At 70.1% G+C, this 15636-nt stretch carries 17 protein-coding genes and 1 pseudogene; 9 read left to right on the plus strand and 9 right to left on the minus strand.

Features of this window, described 5'->3' with window-relative positions:
* The first annotated feature begins 3 nt into the window (after window positions 1-3).
* From ACWCOV_RS12775 to ACWCOV_RS12805, 7 genes and pseudogenes are all read left to right on the plus strand, one after another.
* On the plus strand, window positions 4-588 hold the full coding sequence (locus ACWCOV_RS12775; RefSeq protein WP_449829443.1) for a helix-turn-helix domain-containing protein: 585 nt from the start codon (window positions 4-6) through the stop codon (window positions 586-588).
* A gap of 64 nt (window positions 589-652) precedes the next feature.
* Entirely contained in the window at window positions 653-1813 is a 1161-nt protein-coding gene (locus ACWCOV_RS12780) for an NAD(P)/FAD-dependent oxidoreductase (RefSeq protein ID WP_449829401.1), read from the plus strand.
* Window positions 1810-1986: pseudogene (locus ACWCOV_RS12785) on the plus strand ((2Fe-2S)-binding protein); the annotation flags it as partial. The gene ACWCOV_RS12780 and the pseudogene ACWCOV_RS12785, both read left to right, overlap by 4 nt.
* Window positions 1987-2052: 66 nt before the next feature.
* Window positions 2053-3537, plus strand: coding sequence for an FAD-dependent oxidoreductase (locus tag ACWCOV_RS12790; protein ID WP_449829444.1), 1485 nt, complete (start codon window positions 2053-2055; stop codon window positions 3535-3537).
* Window positions 3534-4436: a dihydrodipicolinate synthase family protein gene (locus ACWCOV_RS12795; protein WP_449829402.1), complete on the plus strand. Its 903-nt coding sequence runs from the start codon at window positions 3534-3536 to the stop codon at window positions 4434-4436. Before ACWCOV_RS12790 ends, ACWCOV_RS12795 begins: the two co-directional genes overlap by 4 nt.
* On the plus strand, window positions 4433-5434 hold the full coding sequence (locus ACWCOV_RS12800) for a proline racemase family protein (RefSeq protein WP_449829403.1): 1002 nt from the start codon (window positions 4433-4435) through the stop codon (window positions 5432-5434). The genes ACWCOV_RS12795 and ACWCOV_RS12800 overlap by 4 nt, the downstream gene beginning before the upstream one ends.
* 51 nt (window positions 5435-5485) lie before the next feature.
* On the plus strand, window positions 5486-5830 hold the full coding sequence (locus tag ACWCOV_RS12805) for a UBP-type zinc finger domain-containing protein (RefSeq protein WP_449829404.1): 345 nt from the start codon (window positions 5486-5488) through the stop codon (window positions 5828-5830).
* Window positions 5831-5843: 13 nt separating this feature from the next.
* Here the strand turns inward: ACWCOV_RS12805 and ACWCOV_RS12810 are convergent, their stop codons facing one another.
* Window positions 5844-6482: an HD domain-containing protein gene (locus ACWCOV_RS12810; protein ID WP_449829405.1), complete on the minus strand. Its 639-nt coding sequence runs from the start codon at window positions 6480-6482 to the stop codon at window positions 5844-5846.
* Window positions 6483-6539: 57 nt separating this feature from the next.
* On the opposite strand from ACWCOV_RS12810, the gene ACWCOV_RS12815 reads away from it, so the two are divergent.
* Entirely contained in the window at window positions 6540-7544 is a 1005-nt protein-coding gene (locus ACWCOV_RS12815) for a GlxA family transcriptional regulator (protein ID WP_449829406.1), read from the plus strand.
* Window positions 7545-7546: 2 nt separating this feature from the next.
* On the opposite strand, the gene ACWCOV_RS12820 is transcribed toward ACWCOV_RS12815, so the two are convergent.
* The 4 genes from ACWCOV_RS12820 to ACWCOV_RS12835 all read right to left on the minus strand — a co-directional run bounded on the left by ACWCOV_RS12820 (window position 7547) and on the right by ACWCOV_RS12835 (window position 10743).
* On the minus strand, window positions 7547-8566 hold the full coding sequence (locus ACWCOV_RS12820; protein WP_449829407.1) for a hypothetical protein: 1020 nt from the start codon (window positions 8564-8566) through the stop codon (window positions 7547-7549).
* Window positions 8563-9597, minus strand: a complete 1035-nt coding sequence (locus tag ACWCOV_RS12825; protein WP_449829408.1) for a tetratricopeptide repeat protein — start codon at window positions 9595-9597, stop codon at window positions 8563-8565. Before ACWCOV_RS12825 ends, ACWCOV_RS12820 begins: the two co-directional genes overlap by 4 nt.
* Window positions 9598-9613: 16 nt before the next feature.
* The gene (locus ACWCOV_RS12830) at window positions 9614-10033 is read right to left on the minus strand and encodes a hypothetical protein (RefSeq protein WP_449829409.1); all 420 of its coding nucleotides are present in this window, start codon (window positions 10031-10033) and stop codon (window positions 9614-9616) included.
* 305 nt (window positions 10034-10338) lie between these two features.
* Entirely contained in the window at window positions 10339-10743 is a 405-nt protein-coding gene (locus ACWCOV_RS12835; RefSeq protein ID WP_449829410.1) for a hypothetical protein, read from the minus strand.
* A 191-nt stretch (window positions 10744-10934) separates the two neighbouring features.
* Here ACWCOV_RS12835 and ACWCOV_RS12840 point away from each other — a divergent pair, with 191 nt between their 5' ends.
* Window positions 10935-11936 carry a methyltransferase gene (locus ACWCOV_RS12840; RefSeq protein ID WP_449829411.1) on the plus strand — a complete coding sequence of 334 codons (1002 nt, stop codon included), beginning with the start codon at window positions 10935-10937 and terminating at the stop codon, window positions 11934-11936.
* 33 nt (window positions 11937-11969) lie between these two features.
* Here ACWCOV_RS12840 and ACWCOV_RS12845 read toward each other — a convergent pair whose 3' ends face one another.
* The 4 genes from ACWCOV_RS12845 to ACWCOV_RS12860 are packed head-to-tail and all read right to left on the minus strand — an operon-like array spanning window position 11970 to window position 15507.
* Complete coding sequence (locus tag ACWCOV_RS12845; RefSeq protein ID WP_449829412.1) at window positions 11970-12806, minus strand: 5-oxoprolinase subunit C family protein; 837 nt, start codon at window positions 12804-12806, stop codon at window positions 11970-11972.
* Window positions 12803-13408, minus strand: coding sequence for a 5-oxoprolinase subunit B family protein (locus tag ACWCOV_RS12850; RefSeq protein WP_449829413.1), 606 nt, complete (start codon window positions 13406-13408; stop codon window positions 12803-12805). Before ACWCOV_RS12850 ends, ACWCOV_RS12845 begins: the two co-directional genes overlap by 4 nt.
* On the minus strand, window positions 13408-14160 hold the full coding sequence (locus ACWCOV_RS12855) for a LamB/YcsF family protein (RefSeq protein WP_449829414.1): 753 nt from the start codon (window positions 14158-14160) through the stop codon (window positions 13408-13410). Before ACWCOV_RS12855 ends, ACWCOV_RS12850 begins: the two co-directional genes overlap by 1 nt.
* A 15-nt stretch (window positions 14161-14175) precedes the next feature.
* Window positions 14176-15507: an NRAMP family divalent metal transporter gene (locus ACWCOV_RS12860; protein WP_449829415.1), complete on the minus strand. Its 1332-nt coding sequence runs from the start codon at window positions 15505-15507 to the stop codon at window positions 14176-14178.
* Window positions 15508-15636 lie beyond the last annotated feature (129 nt).

The following is a 15636-nucleotide window of genomic DNA, read 5'->3' on the forward strand; positions in this document are numbered from 1 at the left end:
GCGATGGGTGCGGGACGGTTGCTCGGGGCGAATCTGCGGGCGCGGCGGGACGAGCAGGGCATCTCGCTGTCCGAGCTGGCCCGGCGGTCCGGGATCGCGAAGGGCACGCTGTCGCAGCTGGAGTCCGGGGCGGGGAACCCGACGATCGAGACGGTGTTCAGTCTGTCGAACGCTCTCGGCGTACCGGTGTCGGCGCTGCTGAGCGAGGCGCCGAGCGCGGACCTGGTGCTGGTGCGGTCCGCGGACATCGACGTGCTGTCCGGTGAGGCGATCGACCTGCGGATGCTGCGCCGGCTGGAGCATCCGGGCGGGCTGTTCGAGATCTACAACCAGGAGGTCCGGGCCGGCGCCGTCCAGCAGTCGGCCGGACACCCCGGGACCGAGCACCACATCGTGCTGAGCGGGCGGTTGCGGGTCACGTCGCGGGGCCGGACCGAGGAGCTGGGCGAGGGCGACTATCTGGCGTTCCGGGCCGGCGGGCCGCACGAGTACGAGGCGCTGGACGGGCCGGTGCGGTCGGTCCTGCTGCTCGAGTACCCGCCGGACGCGCACCCGGTCACACCCGGCAGCCCGCATCTGCCCGGGTGACCGTTGACCGCAGTGGGTCTCGCGCCGTATCGTTCATTTTACTGAACGGCAAGGAGATGCTGCGATGCCTGGAACTACGACGGCCGACGTGGCTGTCGTGGGCGCTGGAATCGTCGGCGCGGCCTGCGCGGAGGCGCTGACCGCGGCCGGCGTGAAGGTCGTCGTGGTCGACCGCGACGCCGTCGCGGGCGGTACGACGGCGTCCGGCGAGGGCAACGTGCTGGTCTCTGACAAGGAGCCCGGGCCCGAGCTCGAGCTGGCGATCGCGTCGCGCGCCGAGTGGAGCGCCGTACTCGCCCGGCTGCCGGAGCGGGTCGCGGACGTGGAGTGGGAGTCCAAGGGCGGGGTCGTCGTGGCGACGACCGATCCGGGGCCGCTGAAGGAGTTCGCGGCCAAGCAGCAGGCGGCCGGTGTCGACGCGCGGGTGATCACTCCGGCGGAGGTCTTCGAGCTCGAGCCGCTGCTCACGCGGACCGTGACGATCGGGGTGCACTATCCCGATGACGCGCAGCTCCAGCCGGTGCTGGCGGCGACGGCTTTGCTGACCGCCGTACGGGACCGTGGGAGCTCGGTGCGGTCGGGGGTGGACGCGCTGGGGGTGCGGACGGCTGCGGGTCGGGTCGTCGGTCTCTCGACGTCTGATGGTGAGATCGCTTGTGGCGCGGTGCTGAACGCATGCGGGCCTTGGGCCGGGGCGTTCGGTGCTGCGGCGGGTGCGCCTATCCAGGTGCTGCCGCGGCGGGGGATGATCCTCGTGACGGCGCCGCTGCCGGAGTGCGTGCGGCACAAGGTGTACGACGCGGACTACGTCGGCGCGGTCGGGAGCGGTGACGCCGACCTGCAGACGTCGACGGTGGTCGAGTCGACGCGGGCCGGGACTGTGCTGATCGGGTCGAGCCGGGAGCGGATCGGGTTCGACGACTCGGTCCGGGTGCAGGTGCTGCGGGAGTTGGCGCGGAAGGCGGTCGGGCTGTTCCCGTTCCTGGGGGACGTGCCGGTGATGCGGACGTACGGCGGTTTCCGGCCGTACGCGCCTGATCACCTGCCGGTCATCGGGCCGGACCCGCGGATCGAGGGGCTGTGGCATGCGACCGGCCACGAAGGCGCCGGCATCGGCCTGGCCGCCTCCACGGGCCGTCTTATCACCGAGCTTCTCCTAGGCCTCACTCCACACATCACCGCGGCCCCGTTCCGCGTCGACCGCCCGGCGGTGCTGACCCCATGAAGATCACCGTGAACGGCCGCCCCGTCGAGGCGAGACCCGGCCAGACAGTAGCCGCCGTACTCCTGACCAACGGCCACCCCTCCTGGCGCACCACCCGCCACCACTCCCGCCCCCGAGGCCTCTTCTGCGGCATCGGCACCTGCCACGACTGCCTGGTGGTAGTCAACGGCACCCCCGACGTGCGCGCCTGCCAACGCACAATCCACGAAGGCGACACCATCACCACGCAGCAGGGCGCGATGCTGCCGGAGCCCGCAAGTCGGCCGGACAGGTCTTCGAGTGCTGTCCGAGAGTTTGATGTTGTTGTGGTTGGGGGTGGGCCTGCGGGGATTGCGGCGGCGTTGGGGGCTGCGGATGCGGGTGTGAGGGTGTTGCTGGTTGACAGTGCGGTGGGGGTGGGTGGGCAGTTCAATCGGCAGGTGGGGGTTGAGGGGGAGCGGGCTGAGCTGTTTCAGCATGGGTGGAAGGGGTTTGTGGCCAAGCGGGATCGGCTGGCGGCGCATCCCCGGATCACGCAGCTGAGCGAGACCTCGGTGTGGGCGCTGGAGCAGGGCAGCAAATTGTGGGTGCAGCGCGGGCCGGCTGACAGCGTGGGGCGGGAGGTGTTCGCGGTTGAGGCCAAGGCGATCGTGCTCGCGACCGGCGCCTACGATCGCGTACTTCCCTTCCCTGGTTGGGATCTGCCCGGCGTCTACAGCGCCGGCGCGGCTCAGGCGCTCGCCAAGGGCCAACGAGTAGCCGTCGGGAAGCGCGTGCTGGTCGCCGGCACCGGACCGTTCCTTCTCCCAGTGGCTGAGTCGCTGGTCGGCGTCGGCGCGGAGGTCGTCGCGCTGCTCGAAGCCAACAGCATCAAGACCGTCCGCAAGGGCTGGGCCACCGACCCATTGGTTGCTGCCAGCAAGCTTCGGGAGGCGGTCGGGTACGGCGTCCTGCTGGCACGGCACCGGATCCCGCTGAAGCACGGCTGGACGGTCATCGCCGCGCACGGAGACGAGCGCGTCGAGGCGGTCACCGTCGCGCGGGTGGACGCCGACTGGAAACCGATCGCGGGCACTGAGCGGCGTGTGGATGTCGACGCGGTCTGCCTCGGCTTCGGGTTCACGGCTCAGCTGGAGTTGGCGGTGTCGGCCCGGTGCGAGCTGACCACCGGACCGGACGGCGGGCCGGCTGTCGTCGTCGACGCTAACCAGCAGACCACCACCCCGGGCGTCTTCGCCGCCGGCGAGCTGACTGGCATCGGCGGCGCCGACCTCGCCGCGGCCGAAGGACGCGTCGCCGGAGCCGCCGCCGCTCGCCAGGCAGCAACCAAGGCGGACCACAAGCCGGTGACGCAAGCGGAGAACAAGGCGGCAACGCAAGCGGACTACAAGAAGGTTGTGAAAGGCCGGCGGTTTGCGGCTGCGCTGGCGAAGGCGTACCCGGTGCGGGACGGCTGGCGGGCGTGGAGTGGGCCGGCGACCGTGGTCTGCCGGTGTGAGGAAGTGACGCGGGGCGACATCGAAGGGGCTGTCGTCGAGCGGGGTGTGGGCGACGGGCGGGCGCTGAAGCTGACCAGCCGGGCCGGCCTGGGGCTGTGCCAGGGGCGGGTCTGTGCCCGGACCGTCGCCGAGCTGGCCGGGCCGGACGACGTACCCAATCCATCAATGAAACGACCGATCGCCGTGCCCGTCCGGCTGCGCGATCTGGCCGAGGCCCAGGCCGGGCCGACCGAGGAGGAGCTGTGACCGAGAAGCTGGACGGCGTCATCGTCGCCACCGCACTGCCGTACGCCGAGGACGCGAGCGCGCCCGCCGGGTTGCGGCCGGACCTGGACAAGTTCGCCGAGCACTGCCGCTGGCTGGTCGACAACGGCTGCCGCGGCGTCGGGCCGAACGGCTCGCTGGGGGAGTACTCGTCGCTGACCGACGACGAGCGCCGGGCCGTCGCCAGGACCGCGATCGAGGCCGTCGGTGACGACGGTGTGGTGGTCGTCGGCGTGCACGGCGTCGGCGCGCACCAGGCCCGCGCGTGGGCCGAGAAGGCGGCCGAGGACGGCGCGGACGGCGTACTGTGCCTGCCGCCGACCATGTACCGGGCGAACCGCGGCGAGGTGATCCACCACTTCAGCGAGGTCGCCAAGGCCGGGCTGCCGGTGATGGTCTACAACAACCCGATCGACACCAAGGTCGACCTGACCCCGGACCTGCTCGCCGAGATCGCGCAGCTCGACAACATCGTCGCGGTGAAGGAGTTCTCCGGTGACGTCCGCCGGATCCTGGAGATCCGCGAGCTGGCCCCGGACCTGGCCGTCATCGCCGGCGCCGACGACCTCACCCTGGAGGCGTTGCTGATGGGGGCGACCGGCTGGTTCGCCGGATTCCCGAACGTGTTCCCGAAGGAGTCGGTGCGTTTGTACGACCTCGCCGTACAGGGCAAGCTGGAGGAGGCGCGGGCGCTCTACGAGCCGCTCGTGGCCGCGTTCCGGTGGGACTCGCGGGTCGAGTTCGTCCAGGCGATCAAGTACGGCATGGACTACGTCGGCCGGTACGGCGGGCCGTGCCGCCCGCCGCGGGGCCCGCTGGTCCCCGAGCACGTCGCCCAGTTGGAGCAGGACATGAAGAAAGCAGTGGAGAGCTTGCGATGAGGTCCGTCCGGACGATCACCGCGATCGACTCGCACACCGAGGGGATGCCGACCCGCGTCGTCACCGGCGGAGTCGGCGTCATCCCCGGTACGACGATGGCCGAGCGGCGCGAGTACTTCGTCAAGCACCTGGACGACCTGCGGCTGTTCCTGATGAACGAGCCGCGCGGTCACTCGGCGATGAGCGGCGCGATCTTGCAGCCGCCGACCCGCTCCGACGCCGACTGGGGCGTGGTGTACATCGAGGTGTCCGGCTGCCTGCCGATGTGCGGGCACGGCACCATCGGGGTCGCCACGGTGCTGGTCGAGTCGGGCATGGTCGAGGTGACCGAGCCGGTGACCAAGGTCCGGCTGGACACCCCGGCCGGGCTGGTCGTGGTGGACGTTGCCGTGAACAACGGTCGCGCCGAGCACGTCACCCTGCAGAACGTCCCGGCGTACAGCCACGCCCTCGACGCGACCGTCGAGGTGCCGGGCCTCGGCACGGTCACCTACGACATGGCGTACGGCGGGAACTTCTACGCGATCCTGCCGTTGGAGCAACTCGGCATCCTGTTCGACCGGGCCGAGAAGGACCGGATCCTGAAGGCCGGCCTGGACATCATGGCCGCGATCAACGCCACCGACCGGCCGGTGCACCCGCTGGACCCGGGCATCCACAGCTGCAAGCACGTCCAGTTCACGGCGCCGGGTCAGAACGGGAGCCACTCGCGCAACGCGATGGCGATCCACCCCGGCTGGTTCGACCGCTCACCGTGTGGGACGGGGACGTGCGCGCGGATGGCTCAGTTGCACGCGCGGGGTGAGCTAGAGCTCGGTGTCGACTTCGTCAACGAGTCGTTCATCGGCACGTCGTTCACCGGGCGTTTGCTGGCGGCGACCACGGTCGGCGATCGCCCGGGCGTCGTACCGACCGTTCGCGGCCGGGCCTGGATCACCGGGATGGGTCAGTACCTGCTGGACCCCGACGACCCGTTCCCGGCCGGGTTCGTGCTCTGACCCTGCGGGAGGTGCTTGTCCGCCGGTGGGAAGCAGGCGAGGATGGCGGACATGACGGAGACGCCGGGGATCGACAGCACAGTGCCGCCGAGTGGGACCGGATGTGGGGATTGTCTGGCGATCGGCGGTTGGTGGTTCCACCTCCGCCGGTGCGCGCAGTGCGGGCACGTCGGGTGCTGTGACTCGTCACCCGCCCAGCACGCGTCGGCGCACGCCCGGGAGAGCGGTCACCCGATCGTGCAGAGCTTCGAGCCGGGCGAGGACTGGTTCTGGCACTACGGCGAGTCCCAGTACTACGACGGCCCGACCCTGGCCCCACCCCAGTCCCGCCCCGACAACCAGCCAGTCCCCGGAGGCAACGTCCCCACCGACTGGAAAACCAAGCTCCACCGCTAACCCCTCGCCGCGGCTACTCCGGCCAGTTGGAGTTCTTGATCACCTCGACGAAGTCGGTGCGGTGGAAGTCTGGGACGTAGTGGGCCAGGACGTCGGCCTTCACGTTGCCGAAGGTGGTTTCTGGGCGGTGCTTGATGCCTTCGGTGAAGGCGGCCAGGATGCGGTTCTTGAAGTCTGGCCGGGGATGCGCGGCGACGACCTCCGCGCGTTGCGTCTCGGTGATCGCGTCGTACCCGATGCCGAGCACGTCCAGCTCCACCCCGCGGGTCACCAGCGCGACCTCGGGTTCCATGTGCAGCGGGATCTCCGGCGTCGTGTGCAGCGCGATCGCCGTCCACACCCGGTCCGCCAGCAGCCCGGTCACACCGTGCGCGTGCAGGAACTTCCGCGCCTCGTCCGCGCCATCGATCTCGAACCGCTGATCAGTACGGCGGAACGGCTCGGTCAACCCCAGGTCGTGGAACATCGCCCCGACGTACAGCAACTCCGGATCGAACGCGAGCCCCTGCTGCCGGCCGCGCAACGCCCCGAACAGGAACACCCGGCGCGAGTGGTCGAACAGCAGCGGTGACGCCGCGTCGCGGACCAACTCGGTCGCTTCCTTGACCAGAACACTGTCCGGGATCTCGACCCCGGCGATCTGCTCGCTCATCGTGTTTCCCTCTCTCGTGGTTGCCTCAAGCCTGGCTGGCGCGGCTACGCTGGCACCATGTCCACAACGCCACACAAACCACAGATCCGGACACACCGGATCGCCCTCGTGGTGTTCGACGACGTCACCCTCCTCGACGTCAGCGGCCCCCTGGAGGTCCTCCACCAGGCCAACAAGCTCAAGCGCGGCGAGCGCAGTCACCGCGACGGTCGGCGGTATGCGCCGGTCCTGGTCTCGCCTTCCGGTGGGGACGTCAGGTCGTCCTCAGGCCCGGTGCTGGCGGGCACGGTCGCGGCGTCCGAGGCCGGGCGGTTCGACACCGTGCTCGTCGCCGGAGCCGATCACCTGGTCGAACGCGTCCCCGGCGAACTCCGCACAGCAGTCGGCGCCCTCGCAGACAAGGCCGAGCGGGTCGCCTCGGTCTGCACCGGTGCGTTTGTGTTGGCGGCTCTCGGCGTACTCGATGGGCGGCGGGCCACCACTCACTGGCGACACGCGCAGACGCTGGCGCGCCGCTACCCAGCAGTGCAGGTCGAGCCCGACGCGCTGCACATCGCGGCCGGGAAGTATGTGACGTCGGCGGGTATCAGCGCCGGGATCGACCTGACGCTCGCATTGGTCGAGGCCGACCACGGCGCCGAGCTGGCCCGCGAGATCGCGCGTGAACTGGTCGTCTTCATGCAGCGGCCGGGCGGTCAGTCCCAGTTCTCCGCGGCGATGGCGACACCTCCGGTTCGCAGCGATCCACTCCGCGCGGTGACCGCGACCGTTGTCGCCGATCCGGCTGCCGACCACAGCCTCTCCGCGATGGCCGCGTCGGCGGCGCTCAGCCCGCGGCATCTGACCCGCCTCTTCCAGAGTGAGTTGCAGACGACCCCGGCCCGCTGGGTCGAACGCGTACGGCTCGACCGTGCCCAGCAACTCCTCCTCGACGGCCACAGCATCACCACAGCCGCCCGCCTCAGCGGCCTGGGCAGCGACGAAACCCTCCGCCGAGCCTTCGCCCGCCACCTCAACACCACCCCGACCAACTACCTCCGCCGCTTCCGCGCCACCGGCTGAGCTCACCCAGCCCGAAGGAGACCCCGAGCAGTTGCGACGATCTCGGGCTCGAGACCGGACAGCCAAGTGACGCAGGCGTCGGCGATCTGGAGCACCGTCGGCCCGTCGTACTCGATGAGAAAGCCGCGCAGTACGGCGGCGCGCTCGTCGGACGGCGGATGGGTGCGATGCATCAACGCCGGCGGAAGGTCGAAAACCTCCTGCTGCACACGCTGGACCAGGTGGTCGACGGCGAGGAAGAGGAACGGGCCGGCGGCGGTGACGGCCTTGGTCAGGAACGGCGTTGCCGGGGTGAACTCGCGCAGGAGCAACAGGGCGGCCAGCTCGTCGGCCTCGAACTCGCGACTCACACCGGCGGCGCCCGGAGGTGCGTGCAGGTGACCGGCCAGCAGGTGACCGAGCTCGTGGCCGACCGTGAACTTCTCAGCCGACCTCATGATCAGGAAACCGAACGCCTGCCGCTCGGTGATGGGCAACCGGATCCGTGCCGGTGCATCGACTGCTCCTCCCGAGACGTAGGCGACGACCGATTCCGCGAGCATGACCCGGGCCTGTTCGCGGAGCCGATTCTGCTCGGCTGTCGGGTGCTCCGTCCGCCGGCTGCCGTCCGCTTGCCTGTCGAAGGTGAGGAGCGACGCGCTGAGCACGACCGCGACGCGATCGAGCAGCGTCCGCAGGCCGGTGTTCAGCAGGATCAAGGTGCCGTGGCGAGCCCGCCGGGCCTGCGCGTTGTATGCCTGATGCGGATACTCGCCGACGTACACGGCGCCTGGTACTTCGAGGCCGGTCTCGCGCAACGTGTTCCGCAGTTGCTCGTGCAGGTCGTCGTACGGATTCTCGTACCGCGCGACGTAGCCGTTCGTGAGGTACTCGTCGACGGGCTCGCGCAGGAACTCCCGTTCGGCCGCCGACAGTTGCTCGACGAACCGCCGGACGTCCGCTCGGCTCGGTGGTTCGAGCAGTTGTCCGAAACCCTCGTGACGCAGGAGGTCGCGGTACTCTTGCTCGATCGCCGTGGTCATCGGCTCGCTGCGAGGATCGCCGCCGCCCGGGCCGCCAGACAGCGATCAGCTCCCCGCGCGGCGATCTCGTAGTACTTGCGGGCCTTCGAGCGCCTGCGGCGTTGCTCCCAGTACCGCGCCAGATTGAAGGCTGCCGTCTGTTTGACGTGCTCCTCGTCGGACTTGTACGCGTACTCCGCGAACTTGCGGGCGGCTTCCCAGTTGCCGTCCTCGTCCTCGAGCGCGCCCAGGGCCAGCGCGGCCTCGGCCGATCCAGGGGCCTTGAGGCCGACGGCGACGTCGTACGCGTCCTTCGCCTCCGCACGCCGGCCCAGGTCTTCGAGCACCTGACCGACCCGGTAGGCGGCCAGGCCATGAGCCGTGGTCGGTCCGCAGGCCACGGCTGATCGGAAGGCGGCGAGCGCGTCGTCCCATCGGCTCGTCCGGCGCAGAGCGATGCCGAGGTAGAGGTAGCCGATCGCCCGAATCTCGGGCTCGTCCGACTCCGCCGTACGGCGGTACCACTTGAGCGCATCCGCGTTCCGGCCGTCTTCCGTGGCCAGGTCGCCGAGCCGGAAGGCCGCGCGGTGCGCTTCAGGCTTGGCGGTGCCGGCGCAGATGGTGAACGCCGCGATCGCCTTCGCCCGGTCGCCCGCCTCCAACGCCTGCTCGCCGCCCTTGAACGCGAACTCGGCCCGGTAGCGGTCGGAGATCCGCTCGAGCGTCGCTCGCCGTTGGCGATCGGCGGCTCCGGACACCTGGGCGCGGAGGATCCCCGCGGCCGCCGAGGAGTGCCGGCGCCCCGCCGGACTCGGCGTGCCGAACCTCTCGAAGCCCGCTCCCGCCGCTCCGGACGCCGGGACGTTGCCGGACCTGATCGCGTTCACGTCGGCGGAGTCCATCACGAGCCAGAAGGTCTGCGTCTTCACCCGGCAGGACGGGCACACGGTGCCTTTGACGCTCTTCATGAAGTCGCCGAGCTCTTCCCGGCCGGCCATCTCCCGGAAGGCGACGCAGTGATAGCAGTCCTCGGACATGGCTCCGACCAGCACAGGCTTCTCCTCGTCGTCAGTCTCCGTCGATCTGCCAGCGGCCGGCCTGTCCGTCCCAGTAGACGCGGAGCTTCTTCGACCGGCCATGCGCCGCCGCACCCAGATCCAGCTCCGCCAACGCGCGGATCGCCGCGTTGTCCATGTCGGGCTGGGCGTAGAGATTCACGTCGAGGCCGGGATCGTCGTTCTTCACCACCAGCAGTGGCCGCACCGGACCGGCCGGCTCCTTGCTCGCCACTCGCGCCTCTCGGAACCGTTTGCGGAGCAGGTTGCGTACGGCGTCGTACGAGTCCTCGGCCGCCCTCTGCACAAGGGTTTGCACGAACGGCACCACGGCTGCCGTCACCACCGCGGTGATGATGACGGTCTCGAGCGCCTCCGCCTCGTGCGGATCATGCGACACCTGATCGGCCTCGGAATGCTCTGCGTCGCTCATGCGCCCCCGCTCTCTCTTCGTACCGCCAACGTTACCGGTAGCCACCGACATTTCTCGTGGCGTCGGCGAGTGCGCTGGTGGGCAAGGGGTGTCCTGGCCGTCGGCGCCGCTGCGTTGACCGCCGTAGGTTCGTTGCTTGCGGCAACTGCTCGGGCTGCGACCGCGGCTGCGACACCGCCAGCTTCCCGGTGGGCGCCATCTGGATTTCGCGTCTGACGACTGCTGCCGTCGACCACCTCGAGTCGTTCGGGGTGGTCGACGGCAGGCAGTTGGGCCGGGCCATGATGTCGGCTGACGAGAAGCCGTCAGGCGGCGTCGAGGGCTTCGGTGATCTTGCGGGTCATCTCGGTCAGGGCCGGGCCGGGTCCGCCGCGCTCGGCGCGGGCGCCGGCCTCGATCGCGGTGAGGACGGTACTGCGGAAGTTGCCGGCCTCGGCGGGGTCCTGCTGCTCGAGCAGGCTCATGGAGGCGGTCAGGGCCGGCAGCACGGTGTCGGCGATCTCGGCGGTGGTCTTGCCGTTCAGCTTGACGCCCTTCTGCTTGTCGGCGAGCGCGTGCCCGACCGGGCCGGTCGCGGCGGCCAGAGCGAGCGATCCAGCGACGGCGATCTTACCGGCCGACTTGAGACCGGCGGCCGCGATCAGTGCGACGGCGCCGTGGGCGGCGGTGGCGAGGGTGGTCTTGTCCTGGTCGGTCAGGGTGATGGACATGGTGTGTGTGCTCCTTGGGTTTGTTGTCGTGATGGAGCAACCATCCGGGTCCGGACTGACACCGCTCTGACACCGCACAGACACGCTCCGGGCCGGTGTGTAGGCCCGTGTGGGAGCGCCGCGTCCTTTAAGGACGGCTTAAGGCTTGGGCGGAAAGTGGTGGACAGTACACCGCCTTAGGAGTGGCTCAGATGGATGTTGCGCAGCAGCTGCACCGGTTGATCACCGGACACCAGGTCGCACAAGCGGTGCATGTCGCGGCGAGGCTCGGACTGAGCGACCTGCTCGCCGACGGCCCGCGAAGTGTTGCCGAACTGGCCGAGTCCACCGCAGCGGACCCGCGGTCGCTGGCTCGTCTGATGCGGGTGCTGGTCGCGGTCGGGCTCTACGTCGGGGTCGAGGGCGAGAGGTTCGCGTGCACCGAGCTCGGCGACGCATTCCGGTCGGAGGCGCCGCGGTCGGTCGCCGGGTGGGCCCGCATGGTCGGCCGCCCGTTCCATTGGCAGGCGTACGGCGAGTTGGAGCACTGCGTTCGCACCGGCGAGAGCGGTTTCGTGGCGGCTCACGGCGTACCGCTGTGGGAGTACCTGACCGAGCATCCCGATGAACAGGAGCTCTTCGACGGAGCCATGACCGCAATCTCCCGCATGATCGCGGACGCTGTCGCGGACGCCTACGATTTCGGCCGGTTCGGCACGGTCGTCGACGTCGGCGGCGGTCGGGGACTGCTGCTCGCGGCCATCCTCGCGCGCTATCCGTCGCTGGACGGCGTACTTCTCGACCGGCCCGAGGTCGTGTCGGGCGCCCGCGCGTTGCTGGCGGCGGCCGGCGTGGCCGAGCGCTGCGGGGTGGTCGGGGGGAGCTTCTTCGAGGCCCTGCCCGCGAACGGCGACGTCTACATCCTCAAGGCCGTCATTCATGACTGGGCCGACGCGGAGGCGATCGAGATCCTGCGCACCTGCCGTCGCGCGATGCCAGCGCACGGTCGGTTGCTGCTGGTGGAACAGGTGCTGGACCTGTCGCAGGATGCGATGCGTACGGCGTTGTCCGACCTGACGATGCTCGTGATGGCCGGCGGCCAGGAGCGTACGTCGAGCGAGTATGGCGCGCTGCTGGCCGCGGCCGGCTTCGACCTCTCGCGCACGATCCCGACCACCGGGGATGTCTTCGTGATCGAGGCCGTCCCGGCCTAGACGGCGCCCGATCGCCCGGGGAGGCCGCGTGGATCAGGTGCTGAAGCGGAGGGGTTGGCCGGGGCGGAGTTGGGCGCAGGTGGGGAGGGTGGCGGTGGTGACGTAGGCGATGACGGGGTAGCCGCCGGTGACGGGGTGGTCGGTCAGGAAGATGACGGGGAGGCCGGACGGGGGGATCTGGACGGCGCCCAGGGCCATGCCTTCGCTGGCGAGCTCGCCTTCGCGGGACCGTTCTAGGGGCGTGCCTTCGAGGCGGACACCGACGCGGTTGCTGTTGCTGCTGACGACGTACGACTGGGTGGTGAAGGACTCCCACCCGGCATCGGTGAACCAGTCCCGACGCGGCCCGGGAGTCACGCGTACGACGACCTCGTCGCCAGGCGGATCCGCGACCGGGGCGAGGTCGACACCGGGCATCGGGCCGTAGTCGCAGCCGACGGGCAACGTCTGCCCGGCGGTCAACGGCGCAGGCCCGAGGCCGGAGAGCAGGTCGGTGGAGCGCGAGCCGAGCACCGGCGGTACGGCGATCCCGCCCCGGACGGCGACGTACGTGCGCAGACCGGTACGCGGCGGCCCGAAGTGGAGCACTTCGCCGGCCCTCAGGATGGTCGGTGCATTGAGCGGCACGCCCGGGCAGGGCGCACCGGTGATGGCGACGACGAGGTCGGTGTCGGCGTGCAGGACGAGACCACCGAATGTCACCTCGATCGCCGCGGCTTCAGGGGTGTTGCCGACCAGGCGGTTCGCCAGCGCGTACGACGTCCGGTCGCAGGCGCCGGACGTGGGGATGCCGAGGGACGCCTGGCCGATCCGGCCGCCGTCCTGGATTGTTGCCAAAGGCCCCGGTTCGAGGATGGTGAGGCTGCTCATCCACGACCTGCGTCGACGAACCGGACCCGGCGGCCGGGGTGGAACAGGGCTGCCGGCTCCCGCTCCTGGTCGAAGATCTTCACGTCCGTCCGCCCGATCAGCTGCCAGCCCCCCGGAGACTCCCGCGGGTACACCCCGCTGAATTCCCCGGCCAACGCGACTGCGCCGGCGGGCACCTTGGTCCGGGGCGACTTCCGTCGTGGAATGTCCCACGCCTGGGCGCCGGTGAGGTAGCCGAAGCCGGGGGCGAAGCCGCAGAAGGCTACGGTCCACTCCTCCTGGGCGTGCCGGGCGATCAGCTCGTCCACGGTGCAGCCGAGGAGGTCGGCGACATCGGCCAGGTCCTCGCCGTCGTACCTCACCGGGATCTCGATCAGGTCGCCGGCGACCTGGCTTCCGGACAAGGGTTCGACCGCCTGCAAGGCACGCGCCAACAGATCCAGGCCTCCGGTGGTGGTGACCATGACGGTGCGGGCGGCGGGGACGATGTCGACGACATCGGCGGGGGGATCGGCCGCCAGCGCGGTGTAGTAGCCGAGGACCTGGTCGAGGTTGTCGAGCTCGACCAGGAGGGCGTGGTCGCCGGAAGGCAGGATCCGCATCACCGGCTGAACGGGCTCAGTGTCACGCCCGCCCCCTCCATCGCCGAGCGCACCCGCCGCGCGATGTCGACCGCGCCCGGCGTATCCCCGTGCACGCAGATCGACGCCGGCTCCACCTTCAGCTCACCACCCGCACTGTCCCGGATCGGCTGCCCGGTCGCCATCGCCGTACACCGGGCCGCGATCTCGTCCGCGTCGTGCAGCACCGACCCCGCCTCGCGCCGCGACACCAGCGTCCCGGCGGGTGTGTAGGCACGGTCCGCAAAGGCCTCATGTACGACGGTCAGCCCGGCGTCGGCCGCCAGGCGCAGCCACGCCGACCCCGGCAGGCCGAGCACCGGCAGCGATCGGTCGTAGTCGACGACCGCCCCGACGACCGCCGCGGCCTGCTCCTCGTGGTGCCCGATCGTGTTGTACAGCGCCCCATGCGGCTTCACGTACCGAACCTTGTCACCCGCAACCCGGGCAAACGCGTCCAAAGCGCCGATCTGGTACACGACCTCGTCGCGGAGGGCAGCCGGCTCGATGTCGACGAACCGGCGCCCGAAGCCGGCCTTGTCGGCGTACCCGACGTGGGCCCCGATCGCCACCCCGCGCTCGACCGCCTGGCCGGTCACCCGGCGCATGATCGACGGGTCGCCGGCGTGGAAGCCGCAGGCCACGTTGGCACTGGTGACGACGTCCAGCAGCGCGCTGTCGTCACCCATCGGCCAGGATCCGAAGCCTTCGCCCAGATCCGCGTTGAGGTCCATGAACACTCCTCCAAGTTAGAACAGGTCGAAGAGCGGCTTCACCGATCGAACCGCCAGGTAGATGGTCAGCAGCCAGGCGGCGCCGCCCAGCACCAGCAGCGGTCGTGGATACCGGTACCCACGCAGCAGGTCGGCGCGCTGCCACGCGACCCACAGGAGTACGCCGATTCCGAGCGGCAACAGCAGCCCGTTGAAGGCTCCCGCGAACACGATCACCTTCGCCGGCGCCGTACCGAGGGACAGGTAGATGACCGCGCTGACCGCGATGAACAGCACGACCAGCGTCGTCCGGGTCCGGTCCGGAGTCGTCGTCCGCGAGGTGACGAAGGTGACGGTCGTGTACGCCGCCCCGATCACACCGGCGACCCCGGCCGCCCAGAGCAGCAACCCGAAGGCACGCAGTCCGAACTCACCAGCGGCATGCTGGAACGCCGACGCGGCCGGGTTCGCGTGGTCGAGCGTCGTACCACCGGCGACGACACCGAGGATCACGAGGAACAGGGCAGCACGCAGTAACCCGGTGATCAGGATCCCCGCGACCGAGGCCCGGCTGATCTGCCGGACGTACTGCGGCCCGCTCACCCCCGAGTCGAGCAGCCGGTGCGCACCGGCGTACATGACGTAGCCGCCGATCGTGCCGCCGATCAGGGTGATGACGACGAGGACGTCGGCCTGCTCGGGCAGTACGACGTTCCGCAACGCCCGTCCGGCCGGTGGGCCGGCGGCGAACGCCAGCCAGCCCGCGACCAGGATCATCAAGCTGCCCAGGACCACGACCACGCGATCGAGCGCGACCCCGGCACGCCGGACCAAGAAGATGCCAATGGCAACTGCCGCGGACATGGCGGCGCCCAACGAAGGATCGAGGCCGAGGAGCGCGTCGGTCCCGAGCCCGGTGGCCGACACGTTGCCGATCGTGAACACCAGCCCGCCGGCGAACAGCAGCGCGGCCATCGCCGTGCCGAGTCGGGGCGCGACCAGGTTGCCGAGCTCCTGCGCCCGGCGCCCGGAGACGCCGATCACCCGCCACACGTTGAGCTGCACCGCGAGGTCGACCAGGACCGAGGCGACGACGGCGAACGCGAAGGCCGCGCCGAGGGACACCGTGAACACCGCGGTCTGGGTGATGACCGTGGGACCGATCGCGGAGGTCGCCATCAGGAACACGGCGCCGATCAGCGTCGACCGGGTCCCGGTCTTCATCGCGCTGTCCGGCGTCTTCCGCCCGGCCGCTGGGGTGAGCCGGCGGGCATAGGGATTGGTACGGCGAGCAACCGGCCTGCTGGTCGGTCGGCGCATCGGTGGCTTGCGCGGTCGAGCGGTACGGACTGACATGCGGATGGACATGGCGGTGGCTCCTGGTCGGCAGAGTGCTGTCGGGATGGTCTCCATGGCTGTGAGTGATGGCCGGATGACACGAGAGTAGAGATTGTTCAACAATCCTGCAAGAGTCTTGTTCTACTAAACTTCCCCTGA

The organism is Kribbella sp. NPDC002412 (genome assembly GCF_053592935.1).